Consider the following 24,254-nt stretch of genomic DNA (forward strand, 5'->3'; position numbering starts at 1 on the left):
GACCCCCGACCCGACCACTACCGGGGGCGCCCCGTGAGCAACATCCCGGAGACGGGCCGGACCCAGCGGGTCCAGATCCGGCTCATCATCATCCAGGTCCTCGTCTTCTCCCTACTGCTGACGCTCGGCGGCCGCCTCTGGTACCTCCAGATCCGCAACGGCCAGGAGTACACCGACGAGGCGAAGAACAACCACGTCCAGCAGGTCGTCCAGCCCGCGGTCCGCGGCTCCATCCTCGACGCGCGGGGAGTGCCCCTCGCCGACAACGAGACCCGCCTCGTCGTCTCCGCCGACCGCACCGATCTGATGAAGATGGACGACGACGGCAAGGGCGTCCTGACCCGGCTCGCCGATGTGCTCGGCATGAAGCCGAAGGATGTCTTCGACAAGATCCGGCTCTGCGACGCGAAGACGCCGCAACCCTGCTGGAACGGTTCGCCGTACCAGCCGATCCCGGTCACCGACGAGGCCACCACCCAGCAGGCCCTCCAGATCCGCGAACGTGCGGAGGACTTCCCCGGCATCACCGCCGAACCCACCGCCGTACGCCGCTATGCCGCACCCGGCAAGGCCAACACCGCCCAGGTCCTCGGTTACCTCTCGCCCGTCACCGACGAAGAGATCACCAAGGCCAAGGACACCGACTCGCCGTACCTCCGCTCCGACCAGGTCGGCCGCTCCGGCCTGGAGCGTACGTACGACAAGGAACTGCGTGGCAAGGCCGGCGTCACCCGCTACGAGGTCGACAACCTCGGCCGGGTCATCGGCCAGGCGAAGGACGACAAGGCCGAGCCCGGATCGAGCGTCGTCACCTCCATCGACGCCCGGGTCCAGGCCGTCGCGGAGTACGAGCTGAACGACGCGATGAAGGTCGCCCGCACCCAGTTCGACAAGAACACCAACGAGAACTACAAGGCCGACTCCGGTGCCGTCGTCGTCATGGAGGCCAAGACCGGCCGCGTCGTCGCGATGGCCTCTCTGCCCGACTACGACCCCAACGCCTGGGTCGGCGGCATCTCGGGCAAGGACTACGCCCGGATGACCAGCAAGAAGTCCAACTATCCGCTGCTCAACCGGGGCATCCAGGGCCAGGCCGCACCGGGCTCGATCTTCAAGGTCGTCTCGACCGCGGCCTCCATCCAGGCGGGCTACCCGTTCGACGGCCACTACACCTGCGGCAGCTCGTACACCGCCGAGGGCCACACCTACAAGAACTTCGAATCGCAGAGCCACGGCCCGATCACCCTGGGCCAGGCACTCGAGGTCTCCTGCGACACCGTCTTCTACGCCCTCGGCTACCAGCAGTGGCAGAAGGACGGCGGGATGAAGCCGAAGAAGAACGCCAAGGACTGGTTCTTCAAGACCGCCCACCAGTTCGGCCTCGGCAAGGAGACCGGCATCGACCTCCCCAACGAGGTCACCGGCCGCGTCCCCGACCGCCAGTGGAAGAAGGACTTCTGGAAGGCCAACAAGGACACGTGGTGCGAACAGGCCAAGAAGTGGCCCAAGAAGAAGGACTTCAACACCGTGCTCGCCCACGAGAACTGCCTCGAAGGCATGAAGCTGCACGCCTATGACTCGATCAACTACTCGATCGGTCAGGGCGACACTCTCGTCACCCCGATCCAGATGGCGACCATCTACTCCGCCATCAGCAACGGCGGCACGCTCTACGACCCGACCGTCGGCAAGGCGATCGTCAGCCCCGACGGCAAGCACGTCAGCATGATCGGGCCCAACTCGCACGGCAAGCTGCCGGTCAGCGCCAAGACCCTGAAGGAGATGGAGGGGGCGCTGGCGGGCGTCGCGACCCGCGGTACCGCCGCCTGGAGGTTCGGCGGCTGGCCGCAGGACAAGATTCCGATGCACGCCAAGACGGGCACGGCCGAGGTCTACGGCAAGCAGACGACCTCGTGGTTCGCGACGTACACCAAGGACTACTCGATCGTCATGACGATCTCCCAGGGTGGTACGGGCTCCGGCGCCTCCGGGCCTGCCGTCCGCAACATCTACGACGCGCTGTACGGACTCGACGACTCCGGCAAGCAGGACCTCAAGAAGGCGCTGCTGCCCACCCCGCAGAAGTCCCTGCCCAAGATTCAGCACGACGGCTCGATCGACGCCCCGACGATCAAGCCCTACGACCCGGACTCGCAGAAGGTCCCGGCGGAGCAGACACTCGCAGCGGTGCTCGGGAGGCGTGACTGATGTCCGGCTTCTCCGTCTCCCGGTACGCCCCCAAGCGCTCCGCCTGGGGCCGGCTCACCGCCCGCGACTCCGTCGTACGCCGGCTCGACTGGCCACTCCTCGGCTCCGCCATCGCGCTGTCCGTCATCGGTTCCGCCCTGGTCTACTCCGCGACCCGCGGCCGCGACGCCCTCACCCACGGGGACCCGTACTACTTCCTGCTCCGGCACGCCCTCAACACCGGCATCGGATTCGCCCTGATGGTCGGCACGATCTGGCTCGGCCACCGCACCCTGCGCGGTGCCGTCCCGATCCTCTACGGCCTCTCGGTGCTCCTGGTCCTCGCCGTCCTCACTCCGCTCGGCGCCACCGTCAACGGCGCCCACGCCTGGATCATCGTCGGCGGCGGCTTTTCCCTGCAGCCGTCCGAATTCACCAAGATCACCATCATCCTCGTCATGGCGATGATCCTCGCCGCCCGCGTCGACGCGGGCGACCAGGTGCACCCCGACCACCGGACCGTCGCCAAGGCGCTGGGCCTCGCGCTCCTCCCGATGGTGATCGTCATGGGAATGCCGGACCTCGGCTCCGTCATGGTCATGGCCGTCATCGTGCTCGGCGTGCTCCTCGCCTCCGGGGCGTCGAACCGCTGGATCTTCGGCCTCCTCGGCGCCGGCGTCGCCGGAGCCGTGGCCGTCTGGCAGCTCGGTCTGCTCGACGACTACCAGATCGCCCGCTTCGCCGCCTTCGCCAACCCGGCACTCGACCCGGCGGGTGTCGGCTACAACACCAACCAGGCCCGCATCGCGATCGGCTCCGGCGGCCTCACCGGCACCGGCCTCTTCCAGGGCACCCAGACCACCGGTCAGTTCGTCCCCGAGCAGCAGACCGACTTCGTCTTCACCGTCGCGGGCGAAGAACTCGGCTTCCTCGGCGCCGGACTGATCCTCGTCCTCCTCGGCATCGTCCTGTGGCGCGCCTGCCGGATCGCCCGCGAGACCAGCGAGCTGTACGGCACGATCGTCGCCGCCGGAATCATCGCCTGGTTCGCCTTCCAGGCGTTCGAGAACATCGGCATGACGCTCGGCATCATGCCCGTCGCCGGACTCCCCCTGCCGTTCGTGTCGTACGGAGGGTCGTCCATGTTCGCCGTCTGGGTGGCCATCGGACTGCTCCAATCGATCAGGATGCAGCGACCGATAACGGCCTGAGCAGGTGACCCATCCGCCAGGCCCCCTGCCGGGCGGCGGCAAACGCGTCTAGATTCGGTGCATGGCGGACTCGAAGCGCGAAATCGAGCGGAAGTACGAAGCCACCGTCGACACCCGGCTCCCCGAGCTCACCCGGGTGGCCGGGGTCGCGGCCGTGGACCACCGCGGCGTCATGGAACTCGACGCCGTCTACTACGACACCGAGGACCAGCGGCTCGCCGCCGACTCACTCACCCTGCGTCGCCGCACCGGCGGCGACGACGCGGGCTGGCACCTCAAATTCCCCGTCGCCTCCGGGATCCGCGACGAGATCCGGGCCCCGCTCTCCGACACCCTCCCGGGCAGCCTCGCCGCGCTGTTGCGCTCCCGGGTCAGAGAGTCGGAACTCGTCCCCGTCGTCCGGCTGCTCTCCTCCCGCGACGTCCACCATCTGCTCGGCCCCGACGGGTCGCTCCTCGCCGAACTCAGCGTCGACGAGGTCCGGGCCGTTCGGCTCGCGGGCGGCAGCGGCACAGCGGCCTGGACCGAGATCGAGGTCGAACTCGCCGACGACGGCGACCCGGCCTTCCTCGACGCCGTCGAACACCGGCTCCGCAAGGTCGGCGTAAAGCCGTCCGCATCGGCCTCCAAACTGGCCCGGGCCCTCGCCGAGACAGCCCCGGAAAGCAAGACGGCCCCGAAGAAGCAGCGCACCTCGAAGAAGACCGCACCACGGCCCCGGACGGCGGGCGACCACGTCATGGCCTACGTACGCGACCAGATCACCGCCGTCGTCGCCCTCGACCCCGCCGTACGCCGCGACCTCCCCGACTCCGTGCACCAGATGAGGGTCGCCACCCGCCGACTGCGCAGCGCCTTCAGGACGTACCGGAAGATCCTCGACCGCACCGTCACCGACCCCGTCGGCGACGAGCTGAAATGGCTGGCGGCCGAGCTCGGAATCGACCGCGACCAGGAGGTCCTCGACGAACGCCTGCGCGCCCGGATCGCCGACCTGCCCCGCACCCTGGTCCTCGGCCCCGTCCGCAGCCGGCACCGGATCTGGTCCGTGGCCCGCAGGACCGGCTCCCGGCGCCGGACCGTCGGCGTACTCGACGGCAAGCGCTACCTGGCCCTCCTGGAAAGCCTCGACGCACTCCAGGCCGCGCCGCCGCTGCTGCCCGCCGCGGCCCACGCCCCCGAGGACGCACTGCCCCGCGCCGTGCTGCGGGACTACGAGCGCCTCGCCACCCGTATCGGCCACGCCCTGGAACTCCGGCCCGGCCCCGACCGCGACCTCGCCATGCACGACGCCCGCAAGGCGGCGAAGCGCGCCCGGTATGCGGGGGAGGCGGCGACCGCCGCGCTGGGCCGCCCCGCCAAGAAGTTCGCCCGGCGGATGAAGGCCGTGCAGACCGTGCTCGGCGACCACCAGGACAGCGTCGTCGCCCGCGACGCCCTGCGCACACTGGCCGCCCAGGCGCACGCCGCGGGGGAGACCGCATTCACCTGGGGACTGCTGTACGGGCACGAGGAGGCGATCGCCACCGCCCGCGAGCAGGAGCTTCCCGAGGTGTGGGAACGGGCGTCCCGGTCGAAATTGCGGGCGGCGCTGGAAGGCTGAGCACCGGGGTACGCTGGATGGTCACCCTTGCCGGCTCTCGAAAGTTCGCGATGTCTGTCGAATCGGTCTTCCCACAGCTCGAAGCTCTGCTCCCGCATGTGCAGAAGCCCATCCAGTACGTCGGCGGTGAGCTGAACTCCACCGTCAAGCCGTGGGACGAGTGTGACGTCCGCTGGGCTCTGATGTACCCGGACGCGTACGAGGTCGGACTGCCCAACCAGGGCGTCATGATCCTGTACGAGGTACTCAACGAGCGCGACGGCGTCATGGCCGAGCGCACGTACAGCGTCTGGCCGGACCTCGAAGAGCTGATGCGTGAGCACAAGGTCCCGCAGTTCACCGTGGACAGCCACCGCCCGGTGAAGGCGTTCGACGTCTTCGGGCTGAGCTTCTCCACCGAGCTCGGCTACACCAACATGCTCACCGCCCTGGACCTCGCGGGCATCCCCCTCAACGCCCGGGACCGCGGCCTCGACGACCCGATCGTCCTCGCGGGCGGCCACGCCGCCTTCAACCCCGAGCCGATCGCGGAGTTCATCGACTGCGCGGTCATCGGCGACGGCGAGCAGGCGGTCCTGGAGATCACCGAGATCATCCGCGGCTGGAAGGCCGAGGGCCGCCCCGGTGGGCGCGAGGAGGTGCTGTTCCGGCTTGCGAAGACCGGTGGCGTCTACGTACCGAGGTTCTACGACGTCGAGTACCTCCCGGACGGCCGCATCGGCCGCGTCGTGCCGAACAAGTCGGGCGTGCCGTGGCGGGTCTCCAAGCACACCGTGATGGACCTCGACGAGTGGCCGTACCCGAAGCAGCCCCTCGTCCCCCTCGCCGAGACCGTCCATGAGCGGATGTCCGTCGAGATCTTCCGCGGCTGCACCCGCGGCTGCCGTTTCTGCCAGGCCGGCATGATCACGCGCCCCGTGCGGGAGCGAAGCATCACCGGCATCGGCGAAATGGTCGAGAAGGGTCTCAAGGCGACCGGCTTCGAGGAGGTCGGCCTGCTGTCCCTGTCCTCCGCGGACCACAGTGAGATCGGCGACATCGCCAAGGGCCTCGCCGACCGGTACACCGAGGACAAGATCGGCCTCTCGCTGCCCTCCACCCGCGTCGACGCGTTCAACGTGGACCTGGCCAATGAGCTGACCCGCAACGGCCGCCGCTCGGGCCTCACGTTCGCCCCCGAGGGCGGCTCCGAGCGCCTGCGCAAGGTCATCAACAAGATGGTCTCGGAAGAGGACCTCATCCGGACCGTCGCCACCGCGTACGGCAACGGCTGGCGTCAGGTGAAGCTGTACTTCATGTGCGGCCTGCCCACCGAGACCGACGAGGACGTCCTCCAGATCGGCGACATGGCGGTCAACGTCATCGCCAAGGGCCGCGAGGTCTCCGGGCAGAACGACATCCGCTGCACCGTCTCCATCGGTGGCTTCGTACCCAAGCCGCACACCCCGTTCCAGTGGGCCCCGCAGCTCAGTGCCGAGGAGACCGACGCCCGCCTGGAGAAGCTGCGCGACAAGATCCGCGGCGACAAGAAGTACGGCCGCTCGATCGGCTTCCGCTACCACGACGGCAAGCCCGGCATCGTCGAGGGCCTGCTCTCACGCGGCGACCGCCGCATCGGCTCCGTCATCCGCGCCGTCTACGAGTCCGGCGGCCGCTTCGACGGCTGGCGCGAGCACTTCTCGTACGACCGCTGGATGGCGTGCGCCGAGAAGACGCTTCCCGGATTCGGGGTGGACGTCGACTGGTACACCACCCGTGAACGCACGTACGAGGAGGTCCTGCCCTGGGACCACCTGGACTCCGGTCTCGACAAGGACTGGCTCTGGGAGGACTGGCAGGACTCGCTCGACGAGACCGAGGTCGAGGACTGCCGCTGGACCCCGTGCTTCGACTGTGGCGTGTGTCCGCAGATGGATACGTCTATCCAAATCGGGCCGACCGGCAAGAAGTTGCTGCCGCTGGCGGTCAAGAACGCCGCGCCTGCTCCCAGCGGGCACGCGCACTGAGGCGAGCGAGGTACCCGGTCGGGTGAGTCATGCCCTGGCCGGGGCGACTGAGGACGAGGTGGTGGCCGCTCCGGCGGCCACCCTCAAGAGGCGAGGATGCTCACGCCGTCCCCGACCAGCTTGAGCCCGAGTACCAGGGAGAGGACGGCCATCACTGCGACGTTGTGCTGTACGGCCCAGTCGCGCCAGTTGCCGAGCACATTCTTCGCTCGTTCCCCCATGACCAGGTAGACGCCCAGTGGTGCGAGCACGCCCAGGAGGGGCGTGTGTTCCCCCGCCCCTCTGACAGCTCGATGACGAAGACCCGGCCCGGGAAACTCTGGGCCGGGTCTTCGCGTCCTGTCCGGCATGGACCAGGAGAAGCAGCCCCGCGCGTACGGCAACCATCAGGCGCCCGCGTACTACGAGTCCGGCGACGGCTGTCTGACCACGCTCATCAGGATTCCGGTACGGATCGTGGTGCTCGTGATCGTCCTGCCCGTACGGATGGTCTGGGACGCGCTCGTCGCCACCTCCCGCGCCGCCGACCGGATGCTGCTGCGCCCCGTGGGCCGGGCGCTGGCGTGGCTGTGCCAGGTCCTCCTGGTGATCCCGCTGGTCCGGCTGTACGAGTCGGTCCTCACCCCGCTGGGGCACGGACTGTGGTGGCTGGCCGCCGTGGTCGGCCGGGGCGTGCGGTGGCTGGGCGCGGCCGTCTTCGTCCGGCCGTGGGTGGCGCTGTGGCGGTACGTGGTCGTGCCCACGGTTCGGTACGGCATCGTCGCGCCGGCCGTCAGGCTCTACGCGTCGGTCCTCACCCCGGTCGGGCACGGGCTGCGCCGGGTGTACCGCGTACTGCTCGCCCCCGCCGGACGGGGCGTCGCCACCGCGATCGGCCGGCTGCTCACCGCTCTCTTCGTGTGGCCGGTGGCCGGCGTGTGGCGGTACGTCCTGGTCCCGCTCGCGCTCACCCTCAGCCGGCTCGCGGAGTACCTGATCGTCGCGCCGCTGGCCTGGACGTACCGCGAACTGCTGACCCCGCTCGGCCACGGCATCGCCTGGCTGGCCGGCGTGGTGGCGCGCGGCCTCGTCGCGGCGGCCCGGGGGCTGGGTGCAGCCGTCGCCTGGCTGGTCATGACGGTGCTCGTCACCCCCGTGGGGTGGATCTGGCGGCGGGTCCTCGCCCCGGTCGGCCGGGAGATCGCCACCGCGATCGGTGTCGCCTGGCGCATCGCCAGGTACCTCTCGCGGGCCGTCGGCCGCGCTCTCGCCTGGCTGGCGTGGCATCTCATCGGCGCCCCGGTGGCCTGGACCTACCGGACGGTGTGCACACCCGTCGGACACTTCGTACGCGACATGGTCTGGGCCCCGGCCAGACGCGCCGCCGTCGAGGCGGGACGCGCGGCCCGCGGCGCCCTGCGCACCGCACGCGAGACCGTGCGCCGGGCCCGCCGCGACGCATGGCGGGCGCTGGTCGGCCGGGGCCCGGTCCCCGAGCCCCGGGAACCGGTGGCCCCTCTTGCGCGTACTCTGGGTAGTACAACGACTGTGCCCAGCGCGGCGCCCGAACCAGAGATCTCCCTGCGAAAGCAGGGGTGAGCCGGACCGGACACCCCCGGGCCACCCGTATTTCGAGGGCGGCGTGCCACCGCGTCCGCTCCGCACCGAGGAGAAGAACCACTGGGCAAGCGACAGCCCGAAGGCCCGCCGCCCGCACCGGCAGTGCAGCGCATCCGACTGCGCTACACCAAGCGCGGCCGCCTCCGGTTCACCAGCCACCGCGACTTCCAGCGTGCCTTCGAGCGGGCGCTGCGGCGCGCCGAGGTGCCCATGGCCTACTCGGCGGGCTTCACCCCGCATCCCAAGGTGTCGTATGCCAATGCCGCACCCACCGGCACGGGCAGCGAGGCCGAGTTCCTGGAGATCGCTCTCGCCGAGCCGCGGGATCCCGACACGTTGCGCGACCTGCTCGACGCGTCGCTCCCGGACGGCCTCGACATCACCGACGCCGTGGAGGCCCGCACCTCGGGTCTCGCCGATCGGCTGACTGCCTCCGTCTGGGAGATGCGGCTCGACGGGGTCCCGTTCGAGGACGCCGAGAAGGCCGTCGCCGGTTTCCTCGGCGCCGAGAGCGTCGAGGTCCAGCGCCGCACGAAGAACGGCATGCGGACCTTCGACGCCCGCGCGGCTGTCGCGGATCTGGAAGCCGTCGATCCCCAGGCTGATAGGCCGGGGGACAAGCCCTGTGCGATACTGCGGCTGGTTGTTCGGCACGTGACACCTGCCGTGCGACCTGACGACGTCCTGTCCGGTCTCCGCGTTGTGGCCGACCTGGCGCCGCCGGTCCCCGCAGCGGTGACCAGGCTGGCGCAGGGGCTCTTCGACGAGGAGTCCGGCACGGTGACCGACCCGCTCGCGCCCGACCGCGAAGCAGCCCCGACCGTGCTACCCACGGCCACCGGGACCGCCGTCGCGACGGCGCCGGAAGGTGCAGGTTCCGCGTAAGGCGGTCGTTGTAGCGCAGTCCTCGGACTCGGGAGCCACCTGGGTCGGGCCGCGCGCTGACCCATAAGACTTTCGCCAGGCCGTGCGTACATCGCGTACGGAACCGGCGAGCCAGACATTCAGCTCCTGTGCGGCGCCCGCGCCCCGGACGGCGGTACCGCGTTTCCCATGCGGACCGTGCCGGACCGGAATCAGGCGTGGCGCCCGGGAGCGTGACGGGAGAACCGCCCGCATGCTCGAACCGAACGAGCCCGGCACGACCGGGAACGCCGAAGAGAACAACACCCCCGGGGACAAGCTGCCGCCGCGCCGCAGGCGCCGTGCAGCTTCCCGCCCGGCCGGCCCGCCGTCGGGCGCCGCCGGCTCGGAGGCTGCGGCGCCGGCCATACCGGCCGCTGACGCCGCAGTGTCCGACACCACCCTCGCCGCCGACGAGGCGGAGGCCGCACCGCCGGCGCGTACTCGTCGCCGTGCGGTCCGCAAGGCGACCGCCCCCGCGGGTGCGCCGGAGGCCGCCGAGGTCGTGGAGACCTCCAGTGCTGCCCCCGTAGCGACTGCGGAGACCGCCCCGGTCGAAGAGATCCCTGAGGCCGCTGAGACCGCTGAGGCGCCGCGTGCGCGTCGCCGGGCGACCCGTAAGGCGACCGCTCCGGCGGGTACGCCGAAGGCCGAGAAGACCGCCGAAGTCGCCGAGGCCGAGACCGCCCCCGTCGAAGAGACCCCTGAGGCCGCTGAGACCGCTGAGGCGCCGCGTGCGCGTCGCCGGGCGTCCCGCAAGGCCACCGCTCCGGCAGGTGCTCCGCCGGCCGCCGAGGTCGTGGAGGTCGTCGAGCCCACCCCGGCCGTCGAGACCGAGGCGCCCGAGCAGCCCGCCGCCGAGCCGGTCGTGGCCGAGGCACCCCGCCGTACCCGCCGCCGGGCATCCGCTCCGGCCGGTACGCCGCAGACCACGCCGGCCGACACCGGGACCGCTGAGGCCGTGGAGGCCGTGGAGGCCGCACCTGTCGCCGAGACCGCCGAGCCGGAGGCCCCGCGCGGCCGTCGTCGGGCGGTCCGTAAGGCGACCGCTCCGGCGGGTGCGCCGCAGGCCGCCGAGGCCGTTGCCCCTGTCGAGATCGTCACCGAGACCCCGGTCGAGGCCGCTGCCGCCGAGGAGCCGGCCGCCGAGCCGGAGGAGGCGGCCGAGAGCGCCGAGGGCGCCGCGCCGCGTGGCCGTCAGCGCCGGCGGGCCACCGCCGCCGCGGGCAGGCCGGAGTTCACCGGAAAGGTCGAGGAGCCCGCCCGTAAGAGCCGTCGCGCGACGCGCCCGGCCGTGGCCGTCTTCCAGGCGCCGGTCTTCGCCGAGCCGATGTTCCAGACCCCGGAGACCGCCGCGGCTGCGGCTGCGGCCGCCGGCACCCCCTCGCGTTACGACGAGGCCGAGGAAGAGATCGAGACGGTCGAGGAGACCGCCGTGACCGACGAGGCCGCTGCCGAGGCGGCCCCCGTCGCCGAGGCCGCGCCGCAGGGCGGCTCCCGTCGGCGTCGCCGCCGTCGCGGCGAGGCCGCCGAGACCGAGCCCGCCGCCGAGCGCACGCCCGCCCCGGCTGAGGAGCCGGCCGAGGACGAGCACGAGCTGGAGGCCGAAGGCGAGGCCGAGCACGAGGGCGAGGAGCCGGACGAGTACGGGGACCGGCCTTCGCGCCGTCGCCGTCGCGGTGGCCGTCGCCGTCGCCGCGGTGAGTCGACCGAGGCCGAAGAAGCTGCGGAGCAGTACGCCGACGAGCACGCCGCCGACACGTCCGAGGACGAGCACGAGGGCGCTCACGAGGCCGACGAGGAGGAGGAAGAGGACCACGAGCTGTCCGCTTCCGGCTCCAGCAGCAGCCGTCGTCGGCGTCGTCGCCGCCGTCGCAGCGGTGACGCCTCGCCCGAGGCCGAAGCCGGTACGGACGACCCGGAGCGTACGGTCGTCAAGGTCCGTGAGCCCCGGAAGAAGGAAGCCGAGCGCGAGCCCGGCACCGGCTTCGACGAGGTTCAGTCCATCAAGGGCTCGACCCGTATGGAGGCGAAGAAGCAGCGTCGCCGCGAAGGCCGTGAGCAGGGCCGCCGTCGCGTCCCGATCATCACGGAGGCGGAGTTCCTGGCCCGCCGCGAGGCCGTCGAGCGCGTGATGGTCGTCCGTCAGAACGGCGAGCGCACCCAGATCGGCGTCCTCGAGGACAACGTGCTCGTCGAGCACTACGTCAACAAGGAGCAGGCCACCAGCTACGTCGGCAACGTCTACCTGGGCAAGGTGCAGAACGTACTGCCGTCCATGGAGGCTGCCTTCGTCGACATCGGCAAGGGCCGCAACGCTGTCCTGTACGCCGGTGAGGTCAACTTCGAGGCGCTCGGCATGGCCCATGGGCCGCGCCGGATCGAGACCGCGCTGAAGTCCGGCCAGTCCGTCCTCGTCCAGGTGACGAAGGACCCGATCGGCCACAAGGGCGCCCGCCTGACCAGCCAGGTCTCGCTGCCCGGCCGTTACCTGGTCTATGTGCCCGAGGGCTCGATGACCGGTATCAGCCGCAAGCTGCCCGACACGGAGCGCGCCCGGCTGAAGACCATCCTCAAGAAGATCGTCCCCGAGGACGCGGGCGTCATCGTGCGCACCGCCGCCGAGGGTGCGAGCGAGGACGAGCTGCGCCGCGATGTCGAGCGGCTGCAGCAGCAGTGGGAGGACATCCAGAAGAAGTCGAAGAGCAACGGCAGCGCCAACGCGCCGACGCTGCTCTACGGCGAGCCGGACATGACGGTCCGAGTCGTCCGCGACATCTTCAACGAGGACTTCTCGAAGGTCATCGTGGCCGGTGACGACGCGTGGGAGACCATCCACGGTTACGTCGCACACGTTGCCCCCGACCTGACGGACCGTCTGTCGAGGTGGACCTCCGAGGTCGACATCTTCGCGACCTACCGGATCGACGAGCAGCTGATGAAGGCGCTGGACCGCAAGGTCTGGCTGCCCAGCGGCGGCTCGCTGGTGATCGACAAGACCGAGGCGATGATCGTCGTCGATGTCAACACCGGCAAGTTCACCGGTCAGGGCGGCAACCTCGAGGAGACCGTCACCAGGAACAACCTGGAGGCGGCCGAGGAGATCGTGCGCCAGCTGCGGCTGCGCGACCTCGGCGGCATCGTCGTCATCGACTTCATCGACATGGTCCTGGAGTCCAACCGGGACCTGGTGCTGCGGCGTCTGCTGGAGTGCCTGGGTCGCGACCGTACGAAGCACCAGGTCGCCGAGGTCACCTCGCTGGGCCTGGTCCAGATGACCCGCAAGCGGGTGGGCCAGGGTCTGCTGGAGTCCTTCTCCGAAACCTGTGTCCACTGCAACGGGCGCGGCGTGATCGTGCACATGGAGCAGCCGACCACGGTCGGAGGCGGCGGCAACGGCAAGCGTGCGAAGAAGCGCGGCCGCGGTGGCGCCGGTGAGCAGCCCGAGGCTCTCGAGCACGAGCACGAGTATGTAGAGGCCGAGGTGGAGACCGAGGCCGAGGTGGCTGCCGAGGTCGCCGCTCCGGTGGCACTTCCCGAGCCGGAGTTCGTACCGGACGAGGAGCTGTACAGCAGCCCGGCCGAGGCCGAGGCGGCCGCTTCGCGCGGCCGTGGCCGTCGGCGCGCGACCCGCAAGGCATCGGCCCCGGCCGGCGCCCCGAGGACGGCGGCCGAGCCCACCCCGGTCGTGGAGCCGGAGCCGGTGACCGAGCCTGTCCCGGTCGTCGAGGCGCCGGTGGCCGAGGCTCCGCAGGGCCGTACGCGCCGTCGCGCGACCCGCAAGGCGACCGCTCCGGCGGGCTCGCCGGCCGCGGCCGAGCCGGTCGAGGCGCCGCTGCCCGTAGCGGACGTGGTTGCTGCCGAGGCCGTGGTGGTCGAGGCCCCGGTGGCCGAGGCCGCACCCGAGGAGGTGGCCGCCCCGCCGCGTGCCCGGCGCCGGGTGACCCGCAAGGTCACCGCCCCCGCGGGCTCGCCCGCAGGTGCGGAAGGTGCGGAGGTCGTCGTGGTGACGGGCTCCACCGAGCCGAAGCCCGAGGCCGAACCGGCCCCGGCCGACGCCACCGCCGTTGCCCCGGAAGCCGCGGAGACCGCGGAGGCCGAGGCCCCGGCGAAGAAGACGGCCCGCAAGACCGCCAAGAAGGCCACCGCCAAGAAGGCAGCCACCAAGAAGACGGCTGCCAAGAAGACCGTCGCGAAGAAGACGACGGCCAAGAAGGCGGCGGCGAAGAAGACGGCGGCGGCGGAGCAGTAGTCGCCGCAGGCCTTTCAGAGGCCGGGCCTGACCAGGCCCGGCCTCTGCAGCAGCCGACGCTTCCGGACCGGCCCGTACCAGTGGCCGGTCGGCATGCGTTCGGTGCACCTGCCGCACCCGCCCCGGTCCTCGGAGACTGCGCGGGACCGGACCCGGCCGGGGCGGCTTCGCTCAAGTGACCGAGGCAACTGTCCTCGGGCCGTCGTCGGACGCGCCGCGACCGGACAATGAGCTCGTAGAGCACGACCCAGGAAGCAAGGAGAACCTTCATGATCGGCCTGATACTCGCAGCCGGTGCCGGACGGCGTCTGCGTCCGTACACCGACACCCTTCCGAAGGCCCTGGTGCCGGTAGGCCCCGAGGGTGACGAGGAGAGCCTCACCGTCATCGATCTGACGCTGGGCAACTTCGCCGAGGTGGGGCTGACCGAGGTCGCGATCATCGTGGGCTACCGCAAGGAGGCCGTGTACGCCCGCAAGGAGGCTCTTGAGGCGAAGTACGGCGTCACGATCACGCTGATCGACAACGACAAGGCCGAGGAGTGGAACAACGCGTACTCCCTCTGGTGCGGCCGCGACTCGATCAAGCACAGCGTGATCCTCGCCAACGGCGACACGGTGCACCCGGTCTCTGTCGAGAAGACGCTGCTGGCCGCCCGCGGTGACGGCAAGCGGATCATCCTTGCCCTCGACACGGTGAAGCAGCTCGCCGACGAGGAGATGAAGGTCGTCGTGGACCCCGAGAAGGGCGTCCAGCGGATCACCAAGCTGATGGACCCGGCGGACGCGACGGGCGAGTACATCGGTGTCACCCTCATCGAGGGCGATGCGGCCGACGAGCTCGCGGACGCGCTGCGGACGACGTTCGAGCGCGACCCGGACCTGTACTACGAGGACGGCTACCAGGAGCTCGTCAACCGCGGCTTCAAGGTCGACGTGGCGCCGATCGGCGACATCCAGTGGGTCGAGATCGACAACCACGAGGACCTCGCCAAGGGCAGGAGGATCGCGTGCCAGTACTGACCCGCCTCATACCGGCGCCGATCGTCGTCGATATCCGCGCGGGTGCCCTGGCCGATCTCGCGAGCGTCCTCGCGGACCAGAGGATCTCCAGCTCGGGCAAGCTGGCGGTCGCGATCAGCGCAGGGTCCGGTCAGGCGCTGCGCGAGCGGCTCTCGTCGAGCCTGCCGAGTGCTTCCTGGTTCGAGGTCGGCGGCGGCTCCCTGGGAGATGCGATCAAGCTCGCCGAGGCCATGAAGTCCGGGCGTTACGACGCCGTGGTCGGCCTCGGCGGCGGCAAGATCATCGACTGTGCGAAGTTCGCCGCGGCGCGTGTCGGGCTGCCGCTGGTCGCGGTGGCGACGAACCTCTCCCACGACGGTCTCTGCTCGCCGGTCGCCACGCTGGACAACGACGCGGGCCGTGGCTCGTACGGTGTCCCGAACCCGATCGCGGTCCTGATCGACCTCGACATCATCCGCGAGGCCCCGGCCCGGTTCGTGCGCTCCGGGATCGGCGACGCGCTGTCCAACATCTCCGCGGTCGCGGACTGGGAGCTGGCCCATGAGGTCAAGGGCGAGGACATCGACGGCCTCGCTGCCGCGATGGCCCGCCAGGCCGGTGAGGCGGTGCTGCGCCACCCCGGCGGCATCGGGGACGACAGTTTCCTGCAGGTGCTGGCCGAAGGGCTGGTGATCACCGGTATCTCGATGTCGGTCGCGGGCGACAGCCGCCCCGCTTCCGGCGCGTGCCACGAGATCAACCACGCCTTCGATCTGCTCTTCCCTCGGCGTGCCGCCAGCCACGGCGAGCAGTGCGGTCTGGGCGCGGCGTTCGCGATGCATCTGCGCGGTGCCCGCGAGGAGTCCGTACAGATGGCCCGGACGCTGCGGGGCCACGGCCTGCCCGTGCTGGCCGAGGAGATCGGCTTCACTGCGGACGAGTTCGTCTCGGTGGTCGAATTCGCTCCTCAGACCAGGCCGGGGCGCTACACGATCCTGGAGCACCTGAATCTGTCCGCGGACGGGATCCGGGATGCCTACGCCGAGTACGTGAAGGCTGTCGAGGCCTGAATCAGGGGCCCGGTTTGACCGGCTGTCCAAGGCCCCGTAGCCTTGACCGTCGGCGTTTGTTCGCCACACCTCTGAGCACTGACCTCCCGCTCGTACGGGAGAGGCCGCTCGTCCAATCCGGATCGTCGCGGGTCTTCGGACCCGTGTGAGCGGCTGGCATCAGGGGTTTCCGTTCCGAGCGAGAGTGAGATCCGCGTGTACGCCATCGTGCGCAGCGGTGGCCGCCAGCACAAGGTTGCTGTCGGTGACATCGTTGAGGTTGACAAGATTTCCACTGCCCAGGTTGGTGACACGGTCGAGCTCTCGACCCTGCTCGTGGTCGACGGCGACACCGTGACCAGCGACCCGTGGGTGCTGGCCGGGATCAAGGTCCAGGCCGAGATCGTGGACCACCACAAGGGCGCGAAGATCGACATCCTTCGCTACAAGAACAAGACCGGCTACCGCCGTCGCCAGGGTCACCGCCAGCAGTACACGGCGATCAAGGTCACCGGTATCCCCGCGGCTGCGAAGTAAGGGACTGAGAAAAGATGGCACACAAGAAGGGCGCATCGTCCACCCGGAACGGGCGCGATTCCAACGCTCAGCGGCTCGGCGTCAAGCGCTTCGGCGGCCAGGCCGTCAACGCCGGTGAGATCCTGGTCCGCCAGCGCGGCACCCACTTCCACCCGGGCACGGGCGTCGGCCGTGGCGGCGACGACACGCTGTTCGCGCTCGCCGCTGGTGCGGTCGAGTTCGGCACCCACCGTGGCCGCAAGGTCGTGAACATCGTTCCGATCGCCGAGTAATTTCGGCGCTCGTCGAGCGGTTTCTGCGGAGGCGGACCTCACTTCCCGTATGGGAAGCGGGTCCGCCTTTCGCGTGTTTCTCCTAAGAGAGACAGCATGAGCTTGAAACATTTCTGCATGTATGTAACTGGAGGTTCCAACCATGACCACCTTCGTGGACCGCGTCGAGCTGCATGTCGCCGCGGGTAACGGAGGCCACGGCTGTGCCTCCGTTCACCGTGAGAAGTTCAAGCCGCTCGGCGGCCCGGACGGCGGCAACGGCGGCCGTGGCGGCGATGTGACCCTGGTCGTCGACCAGGACATCACCACACTCCTCGACTATCACCACAGTCCGCACCGCAAGGCCACCAACGGTCAGCCCGGCGCGGGCGACCACCGCACCGGCAAGGAGGGTCAGGACCTCGTCCTGCCGGTCCCCGACGGCACGGTCGTGCTCGACAGGAACGGCAACGTGCTGGCCGACCTGGTCGGTCAGGGCACCACGTTCGTGGCCGGCCAGGGCGGCCGCGGCGGCCTCGGCAACGCGGCACTCGCCTCCGCCCGCCGCAAGGCCCCCGGCTTCGCGCTGCTCGGCGAGCCGGGCGAGTCCCGGGACATTGTCCTGGAGCTCAAGACCGTCGCCGATGTGGCTCTGGTGGGTTACCCGAGCGCCGGCAAGTCCTCGCTGATCTCGGTCCTGTCCGCGGCCAAGCCGAAGATCGCCGACTACCCGTTCACCACGCTCGTCCCGAACCTGGGCGTGGTCACCGCGGGCAGCACCGTCTACACCATCGCCGACGTCCCGGGCCTGATCCCGGGCGCCAGCCAGGGCAGGGGCCTCGGCCTGGAGTTCCTGCGGCACGTCGAGCGCTGCTCGGTCCTCGTGCACGTGCTGGACACGGCGACGCTGGAGTCCGACCGCGACCCGGTCTCCGACCTCGACATGATCGAGGAGGAGCTGAAGCAGTACGGCGGTCTGGACGACCGGCCCCGCATCGTCGTCCTCAACAAGATCGACGTCCCGGACGGCCAGGACCTCGCCGACTTGATCCGACCGGAACTCGAGGAGCGCGGCTACCGCGTCTTCGAGGTGTCCGCCGTCGCCCGCACCGGCCTCAAGGAGCTCTCCTACGCGCTCGCCGGTGTGATCGCCGAGGCGCGTGCCGCCAAGCCCGTGGAGGAGGCGACCCGCATCGTCATCCGCCCGAAGGCCGTGGACGACGCGGGCTTCACCGTCACGCTGGAGGAGGACGGCATCTACCGGGTGCGCGGCGAGAAGCCGGAGCGCTGGGTGCGGCAGACCGACTTCAACAACGACGAGGCCGTCGGCTATCTGGCGGACCGTCTCAACCGTCTCGGTGTCGAGGACGAGCTGATGAAGGCCGGCGCCCGGGCGGGCGACGGTGTGGCCATCGGCGCCGAGGACAACGCGGTCGTCTTCGACTGGGAGCCGACCGTGGCGGCGGGTGCGGAGATGCTCGGGCGCCGTGGCGAGGACCACCGTCTCGAAGCGCCGCGTCCGGCCGCTCAGCGCCGTCGCGACCGTGTGTCGGAGCGGGACGAAGTCAGCAAGGAATATCAGGAGTTCGACCCGTTCGCGTAGCGCGGGATGCCGAGGGGCCTGTCCCCGGACCAGAGAAATCTCTGGTCCGGGGACAGGCCCCTCGGCCGTTCCGGGGAGAGTGTCCGGCCGGCTCTCCTGCTCCTTGTCGGACGGCCTGTTGTTCGAATGCGCGGCCTGATTCCGTACGGAACATGGTAAACGGCGGGTTTTGTCCAAAGATTGGATAAACTTGCGCCCGCTGCGCAGCCTTTTGGTACTTCTGTCTGTCTACCTCATGCGAGGACAGAGGCCTGCCCTCGCGCCGACCGAGGGGGTAGGGGGAGCGTTGATGACAGTCGCGCGAGGCTGCCCGGGGATTGCTGCGAGCTGCGGCCCGGCCGAAAGACGCTGTTGAAGATTTCATTCCTGGTACGTGACCTGTGCCATATGGGCGGGGTGGTCAGCGCGACGCAGAACCTTGCGGGCGCGCTCGCCTCCCGGCACGAGGTGGAGATCGTGGCCCTGCGCAAGGTGCGGGACAAGTCGTATTTCCCGCTCGACCCGCGGGTCTCTGTGCGCGTCCTCACCGACCTGCGGGGGCATTCCCCCGTCTCCGACCTGGAGCACCCGTTGATCGAGGCCTTCCCGAAGGTCTACCCGGTCGACCCGGCAGAGAAGAAGCCGGTGGTCAGCAGGCTGGCCGAACTGCGGCTGCTGGAATTCCTCGCGACCACCGACTCCGATGTCGTGGTGAGCTCCAGCCCGCGGAACACGATCATGCTCTCTTACGCCGAGGGTGACTACCTGCGGGTCACGCAGGAGCACTCGATGCCCTCGATCTACGCGAAGTACTACCAGGGCCGACTGTTCAAGGCGTACCACTCGCTGGACGCGCTCACCGCTGCCACGCCCGAAGAGGCCGAGAGCATCGGCAAGCAGGTGCCCGGCGTCCGTAACCGGCTGGCCGTCATGCCGAACTGCGTGCCCGCCGCCCCGGTGCAGTCCAAGAGCACCAACAAGATCATCATCGCGGCGGGTCTCCTCAAGGAGAACAAGAACTTCGCGGCGGTCGTCGAAGCCTTCGCCACCGTCGTACGCAAGCATCCCGACTGGCGGCTGCGCATCTACGGCGAAGGAACGGAGAAGGCCAATCTGCGCAAGCAGATCGAGAACCTCGGCCTGCACAACACCGTGGCGCTGATGGGACCGGTCGCCCCGGTCGCCCCGGAATTCAGCAAGGGTTCGATCTTCGTACTCCCGTCCAGACGGGAGGCGTTCGGCAATGTGATCGTCGAGGCGATGGCCGCCGGTCTGCCTGTGGTCAGCACTGACGCCGACCACGGACCGCGCAACATCATCACCCACGGCGAGGACGGTCTCCTCGTCCCGTGCGGCAACAGCGACGCCATGGCCGAGGCCGTCCTCGAACTGGTCGAGAACGACGAGCGCCGCAAGCTGATGGGCGAGGCCGCGGTACGCAATGCCGTGCGCTTCCACGAGCCCGCGAGCTGCGAGCGCTTCGAGGCGATCCTGCACGACGCGTTCGCCCGCCGGGCACTGCTGACGGCGGCCGGCGTACAGGTGGACCCGGAGGGATCGGTCCGGATCGAGGTCGGCGCGTTGCCCCCGGAGGCGCACTGCGCCGAGATCGCCTGCCGGCTGGTCGGCAGGCTGGACCAGGAGCGGCGGTTCGCGATCGAACCCGGGGGCACCGCAGTGGTGCCGTGGCGCGGCGGACTGCCCGAGGGGACCTGGGAGCTGTCGCTACGCACACCGGCGGGCAACGAGGCGCCGTTGACGGTGGACGGTTACGGCTGCGACCTACGTGATGTGTTCAATGTCCCGTTGCCCAGGGAGGACGGCGCCCCGGCCCTGGAGCTGCTGCTGCCGCATCGGGGGGAGATGGACCGCCTCCGGATCCGCAGCGTGGTGCGCGACGCCCATGTGGAGATCGACGCGCTGGCGGTCAGCACCGAGACCATCGAGGTGGAAGCGGTCGGCTGGGGTGTGGAGCTCGGCCGGGGCGCGGTCCTGGAGGCGGTGCACCGCAAGGACAAGGAACGGGTGCTGACCTTCCCGGTGGCGGCCGTGGAGGGCCGCCGGATCGCCGCTCGGGTCGACTGCGCCGCGCTGGTGCGTGCGCACGAGGGACCCGAGCAGATCTGGGACATGTGGCTGCGGCCCGCGGAGGAGGCGGACCGGGTCCAGGTCGGCAAGCTGGCCACCGACGTCCTGCAACCGATCGGGGTGTTCACCTTCCCCCGTCCGGTGATCCGGGTACTGCCCGAGCCCGGCACGACACTGCCGGCCAAGGTGAGGCGCCGGGTGACCAGGGCGCTGAACGGCGGCAAGCCGGTACCGCTTCCGGTCACCAGGATCGAGATCAGGCCGTACTTCACGGCCCTGTCGCAGCTCGCCTTCAAGACGGTGGACGTACAGCCGTAGGACGGCACGGACAGGGGACGGAAGGGCGGGCCCGCGGAGATCTTCTCCGCGGGCCCGCCCTTCTGTATGTGGCTAGTTCCCGTCGGAGAGCTCCGCGGGCTGCTCCATCATGCGGTCCACGACCCGCTGCGAGGCCCGGCCGTCGTCCAGGTCGCAGAACAGGTGGTGGAAGCGGTCGAAGCGCTCGCGGTACTCGGGCCAGACGCTGTCGATGTTCCGGATGGAATCGATCAGCTCACCGGAGGTGCGGATCAGCGGGCCGGGCGAGTCCTTCTCGAAGTCGAAGTAGAACCCGCGCAGGGTGTCGCGGTAGTGCTCCAGGTCGTACGTGAAGAAGAGCATCGGCCGCTTGAGGTGGGCGTAGTCGAACATCACGGACGAGTAGTCGGTGATCATGATGTCGGCGGCCAGATACAGATCGGCGATGTCCGGGTACTCGGAGACGTCCCAGACGAAGCCGTTCCCGGCCCCCGGCACGGCGTCGACCACGTTGGAGTGGCGGCGGATCAGCAGCACGTGGTCGTCCCCGAGCCGGCGGCGTGCGTCCTCCAGATCCAGACGCAGGTCGAACAGGTACTGGCCGGCGCTGTGTGACTGGTCGTCGCGCCAGGTCGGCGCGTAGAGGACGACCTTCTTCCCGGCGGGCAGGCCGAGCTTCGCCTTGACCTGCTCGACGATCTTCTCCCGGTCGGGGGAGTAGAGGTAGTCGTTGCGCGGGTAGCCCGCCTCGAAGATCTCGCCGTCGTACGAGAAGGCGCGCTTCAGGATGGGCGTGCTGAACCGGTTGGACGAGACGAGCAGGCTCCAGTTGTTCGCCTCGAGCGCCAGCCGGTTCTGGTACTCGCGGTCGAAGTAGAGCGTCTCGATGTCATGGCCGATCTTCTTCAGCATCGTGCCGTGCCAGGTCTGCACGATCACCTGGCCGGGGCGGCGCACCAGCCACTCGGGCAGGTGCCCGTTCGTGACGATGTACCGGGATCTGGACAGGGCCTCGAACCACTCGCGGCCCCACATGCGGACCTTCTCCGTGGCCGGCGGCAGGACGACCTGCCCGTCCCGGACGGCCCACAGGTGCTTGAGGTCACTGCCGCGGCGCAGCAGCTCCTCGTGGATGGCGCGGGGGCTGTCGGAGTACTGCTTGCCGTTGTAGCTCAGGTAGAAGACCTGGTCGAGCAGCGGCTTCTCGCGGCCGAGCTCGTAGACCTCACGGCGCAGCTGCAGCTGCCGGTACGGGCCGAGCTCCATGTCGCTCAGCTCGGAACGGCAGTTGAGCTGCGGGAAGTCGCCCCAGCGGTGCTCGAACCAGTAGCGGCGGCCGCCCAGTTCGGTGTGCAGCGGGAACTGGGAGGTGGCGAGCCGGTCGATGACGAAGGCCGCGTCCGGGACGCTCTCCTGTCCGGACCGCAGGAAGAGGTTCCACCGTCCCGCCTTGAGCGGAACCTGGCCGGAGCCGCCCATGACCGACGGGTCGAAAGAGGTGGTGAAGGTCCCGTCCGCGGCCCATTCGACGGTCGCCACCCGCTCGTCGAAGCGGCTGCGGGCCTTGAGGACCAGCTCGGCGCCGACGAGCCGGGGACTCGTGCGGCCGCTGACGACGATCCGGCCGTCGCGCTCGGAGATGTCGGTGATCACGGCACGCCGCGCCCGGCCGATGATCTTCAGATATCCGTTGTGGCCCGAGACCAGGGCCAGCTCCTGATGGGTGCCCTCGTCGCCGAAGCTCTCCGGCAGGTCGAGGCGGAGGTCGGCGAGGCCCTCCCGGACGACGCTGCTGAACTGGCGCTCCGTGCCGTCGGAGGCCGTGGCGAGCAGGGTCGTGCTCCACAGCCGGCGCTCGGGCTGGGCCTTCTCGTCCACCGCGTCGGCGGCGAGCAGGGCCACCTCGGCGACGGGTACGCGCACGCGGAACGTGGCGGTGTCGCCGGTCCGCTCCACAGTCGCCGGGAACTTCTTGATCTCACCGCTCTTGGGGTTGGCCAGCCGCAGGTCGAGCGTCTCGCCCTGCTTCAGCGTGACCCGCAGCTCACCGCGGATCTTCAGCTGGTCGCCGTCCAGCCGGCGGTCGGTGACGAGGGCGAGGACCTTCTCGATGCGGAGCTTGAGCGCGCTGCGCTCGACGCTGGGCAGCAGCCGGAAGTCCTTGTCGAGCCACTGGTAGGGCGGGAAGTTGGCCGCCGACCCGCCGCGCGCCCACACACCGCTGCGCCGCACCAGGCCCGAGGAGTAGACGTTGATGCCGACGTGCCACAGACCCTCCTGCCAGGCGCCGCCCTTGCGGAACTTGGCGGGGTCGAGTTCGAGCTCCCAGCCGGCCCAGTCGTAGTTGTAGCGCTTCTGACCGGAGCTGGTGGTGCACTCGGGGCGGTGGACGTTCCTCGCGGGCAGGAACAGCCGGCGCCGCGAGTTGTCCCGCTTGAGCTGGACGACCTTGATGCTGCTGCGCTTCGTCGACATGTCTATCTTGTCGATCCAGGCGTCGCCGGACAGCACCAGCCGGCCGTTCCTCCACTCGACCGAGCGCAGCGGCGCGCGCAGGTCCAGGTCCCGGTCGATGCGCAGTGCGGCCTTGGGCAGCTCGACGGAGCTCGACTCCAGCGGGGCGAAGCTCGCGTACTTACGGAAGGCGCCGGAAACCTCGACGGGTTCCTTGCGGCGCTGCGAGGCCAGCAGCGCGATCAGCTCGGGCATGGCGTGCTTGCGCACGAGCAGCCACTGCACCCGCAGGTCCGCGGGCAGGGCCATGACGATCTGCGGGTCGATCGTGTCGAGATAGCGGTTGGCGGCCTCGAGGAAGGCCTCGTGGAACTCCGCGGTCGCGTCGGGCAGCACCCGCAGGAACAGCCGCAGGTCGTCACGGAGTACGCGGTCGTCGTACTGCCGCTTGTACTCGGCGAACTCGGGGCCCTCCTGCTGGGAGAGGAAGTCGCTGACCAGGCTCACCGCGGTGACCCGGTCCCTGATCGCCTGGGGCTCCCGGCGGCGCTGGGTGATCGACGGGGCGGACTCGCCTTCGCGCAGCCGCCAGAAGTACGTCGGCTCACCGATGATGTCGACCGCTTCGGCCCGGTAGTGGGCAGGGAGGACGACGGGGATGTCCTCGTGCAGGATGCCCTCGGGGAAGGCGAACCCGTGCTTCTCCCAGAAGGTGCGCCGGAACACCTTGTTGCAGGCGATGCGGTCGGCGACGAGCTTGGGGTTCTTCGAGATGTGCGTCCGCTTGCGGGCCTCGCCCGCCAGCATCTTGAGCAGCGGCACCTGCCAGGACTTCTCGCCCTTGAGGTGGAAGACGTTCCCGGTGGCGAAGTCGGAGCCGCTTTCGTCGAGGCTCGCGGTCATCAGCCGGTAGGCGTCCGGCGGGATGATGTCGTCGCTGTCGACGAAGGTCAGGAACTCCGCATCGGGAGATATGTGCGAGATGCCCGTGTTGCGGGCCGCGCCGAGACCGCCGTTCTCCTTGCGTATGAGGGTGAACCGCGGGTCGCGGGCCGCGTATTCGGCGGCTATCGCCGCGGAGCCGTCCGGGGACCCGTCGTCCACCATCAGGACCTCGATCTCACGCAGCGTCTGCGACGCCAGCGAGTCGAGGCAGGCCGGGAGATAGCGTTCCACGTTGTAGATGGGGACGATGACACTGAGCCGAGGGGTCATGTCTTTCAGGATTCCTTTC

15 protein-coding genes are annotated in these 24,254 nt (G+C 69.8%); 13 read left to right on the forward strand and 2 right to left on the reverse strand.

The features are described from left to right. The first annotated feature begins 33 nt into the window (after positions 1-33). The 4 genes from mrdA (at position 34) to ACWCP8_RS28910 (ending at position 7,007) form a co-directional block, all read left to right on the forward strand. Complete coding sequence (mrdA, locus tag ACWCP8_RS28895) at positions 34-2,208, forward strand: penicillin-binding protein 2 (protein WP_352262134.1); 2,175 nt, start codon at positions 34-36, stop codon at positions 2,206-2,208. After that, positions 2,208-3,398, forward strand: a complete 1,191-nt coding sequence (gene rodA / locus ACWCP8_RS28900; protein WP_352262132.1) for a rod shape-determining protein RodA — start codon at positions 2,208-2,210, stop codon at positions 3,396-3,398. Before mrdA ends, rodA begins: the two co-directional genes overlap by 1 nt. 61 nt (positions 3,399-3,459) lie before the next feature. Beyond that, the gene (locus tag ACWCP8_RS28905) at positions 3,460-5,001 is read left to right on the forward strand and encodes a CYTH and CHAD domain-containing protein (protein ID WP_451119033.1); all 1,542 of its coding nucleotides are present in this window, start codon (positions 3,460-3,462) and stop codon (positions 4,999-5,001) included. 50 nt (positions 5,002-5,051) lie between these two features. After that, complete coding sequence (locus ACWCP8_RS28910) at positions 5,052-7,007, forward strand: TIGR03960 family B12-binding radical SAM protein (protein WP_451119035.1); 1,956 nt, start codon at positions 5,052-5,054, stop codon at positions 7,005-7,007. Positions 7,008-7,090: 83 nt separating this feature from the next. On the opposite strand, the gene ACWCP8_RS28915 is transcribed toward ACWCP8_RS28910, so the two are convergent. After that, the gene (locus ACWCP8_RS28915) at positions 7,091-7,258 is read right to left on the reverse strand and encodes a GAP family protein (RefSeq protein ID WP_382843610.1); all 168 of its coding nucleotides are present in this window, start codon (positions 7,256-7,258) and stop codon (positions 7,091-7,093) included. 97 nt (positions 7,259-7,355) lie between these two features. On the opposite strand from ACWCP8_RS28915, the gene ACWCP8_RS28920 reads away from it, so the two are divergent. From ACWCP8_RS28920 to ACWCP8_RS28960, 9 genes are all read left to right on the forward strand, one after another. Then, complete coding sequence (locus tag ACWCP8_RS28920; RefSeq protein WP_451119037.1) at positions 7,356-8,585, forward strand: hypothetical protein; 1,230 nt, start codon at positions 7,356-7,358, stop codon at positions 8,583-8,585. Positions 8,586-8,708: 123 nt separating this feature from the next. Next, positions 8,709-9,491, forward strand: a complete 783-nt coding sequence (locus ACWCP8_RS28925; RefSeq protein ID WP_326603706.1) for a TIGR03936 family radical SAM-associated protein — start codon at positions 8,709-8,711, stop codon at positions 9,489-9,491. 232 nt (positions 9,492-9,723) lie between these two features. Beyond that, on the forward strand, positions 9,724-13,761 hold the full coding sequence (locus ACWCP8_RS28930; protein ID WP_451119040.1) for an Rne/Rng family ribonuclease: 4,038 nt from the start codon (positions 9,724-9,726) through the stop codon (positions 13,759-13,761). A gap of 269 nt (positions 13,762-14,030) precedes the next feature. Continuing rightward, entirely contained in the window at positions 14,031-14,783 is a 753-nt protein-coding gene (locus tag ACWCP8_RS28935; RefSeq protein WP_326814359.1) for a phosphocholine cytidylyltransferase family protein, read from the forward strand. Next, positions 14,771-15,832, forward strand: a complete 1,062-nt coding sequence (locus ACWCP8_RS28940) for an iron-containing alcohol dehydrogenase family protein (protein WP_352262120.1) — start codon at positions 14,771-14,773, stop codon at positions 15,830-15,832. The genes ACWCP8_RS28935 and ACWCP8_RS28940 overlap by 13 nt, the downstream gene beginning before the upstream one ends. Positions 15,833-16,027: 195 nt before the next feature. Beyond that, positions 16,028-16,348 carry a 50S ribosomal protein L21 gene (rplU, locus tag ACWCP8_RS28945; protein WP_352262118.1) on the forward strand — a complete coding sequence of 107 codons (321 nt, stop codon included), beginning with the start codon at positions 16,028-16,030 and terminating at the stop codon, positions 16,346-16,348. A gap of 14 nt (positions 16,349-16,362) precedes the next feature. Next, on the forward strand, positions 16,363-16,620 hold the full coding sequence (gene rpmA / locus ACWCP8_RS28950; RefSeq protein WP_028813462.1) for a 50S ribosomal protein L27: 258 nt from the start codon (positions 16,363-16,365) through the stop codon (positions 16,618-16,620). Positions 16,621-16,762: 142 nt separating this feature from the next. After that, on the forward strand, positions 16,763-18,202 hold the full coding sequence (obgE, locus tag ACWCP8_RS28955) for a GTPase ObgE (protein ID WP_352262115.1): 1,440 nt from the start codon (positions 16,763-16,765) through the stop codon (positions 18,200-18,202). A gap of 351 nt (positions 18,203-18,553) precedes the next feature. Beyond that, complete coding sequence (locus tag ACWCP8_RS28960; protein WP_451119043.1) at positions 18,554-20,587, forward strand: glycosyltransferase family 4 protein; 2,034 nt, start codon at positions 18,554-18,556, stop codon at positions 20,585-20,587. A 72-nt stretch (positions 20,588-20,659) separates the two neighbouring features. On the opposite strand, the gene ACWCP8_RS28965 is transcribed toward ACWCP8_RS28960, so the two are convergent. Beyond that, positions 20,660-24,235 (reverse strand): bifunctional glycosyltransferase/CDP-glycerol:glycerophosphate glycerophosphotransferase, encoded by a 3,576-nt coding sequence (locus ACWCP8_RS28965; RefSeq protein WP_451119045.1) that lies wholly within the window; start codon positions 24,233-24,235, stop codon positions 20,660-20,662. Positions 24,236-24,254: the final 19 nt, after the last annotated feature.

Source organism: Streptomyces sp. NPDC002206 (assembly GCF_053593595.1).

Excerpts from the sequence above, each read along its gene's own strand:
- rodA (WP_352262132.1), top strand. The coding sequence starts at position 2,208 with ATGTCCGGCTTCTCCGTCTCCCGGTACGCCCCCAAGCGCTCCGCCTGG.
- ACWCP8_RS28905 (WP_451119033.1), top strand. The coding sequence starts at position 3,460 with ATGGCGGACTCGAAGCGCGAAATCGAGCGGAAGTACGAAGCCACCGTC.
- ACWCP8_RS28910 (WP_451119035.1), top strand. The coding sequence starts at position 5,052 with ATGTCTGTCGAATCGGTCTTCCCACAGCTCGAAGCTCTGCTCCCGCAT.
- ACWCP8_RS28920 (WP_451119037.1), top strand. The coding sequence starts at position 7,356 with ATGGACCAGGAGAAGCAGCCCCGCGCGTACGGCAACCATCAGGCGCCC.
- ACWCP8_RS28930 (WP_451119040.1), top strand. The coding sequence starts at position 9,724 with ATGCTCGAACCGAACGAGCCCGGCACGACCGGGAACGCCGAAGAGAAC.
- ACWCP8_RS28935 (WP_326814359.1), top strand. The coding sequence starts at position 14,031 with ATGATCGGCCTGATACTCGCAGCCGGTGCCGGACGGCGTCTGCGTCCG.
- rpmA (WP_028813462.1), top strand. The coding sequence starts at position 16,363 with ATGGCACACAAGAAGGGCGCATCGTCCACCCGGAACGGGCGCGATTCC.
- obgE (WP_352262115.1), top strand. The coding sequence starts at position 16,763 with ATGACCACCTTCGTGGACCGCGTCGAGCTGCATGTCGCCGCGGGTAAC.
- ACWCP8_RS28965 (WP_451119045.1), bottom strand. The coding sequence starts at position 24,235 with ATGACCCCTCGGCTCAGTGTCATCGTCCCCATCTACAACGTGGAACGC.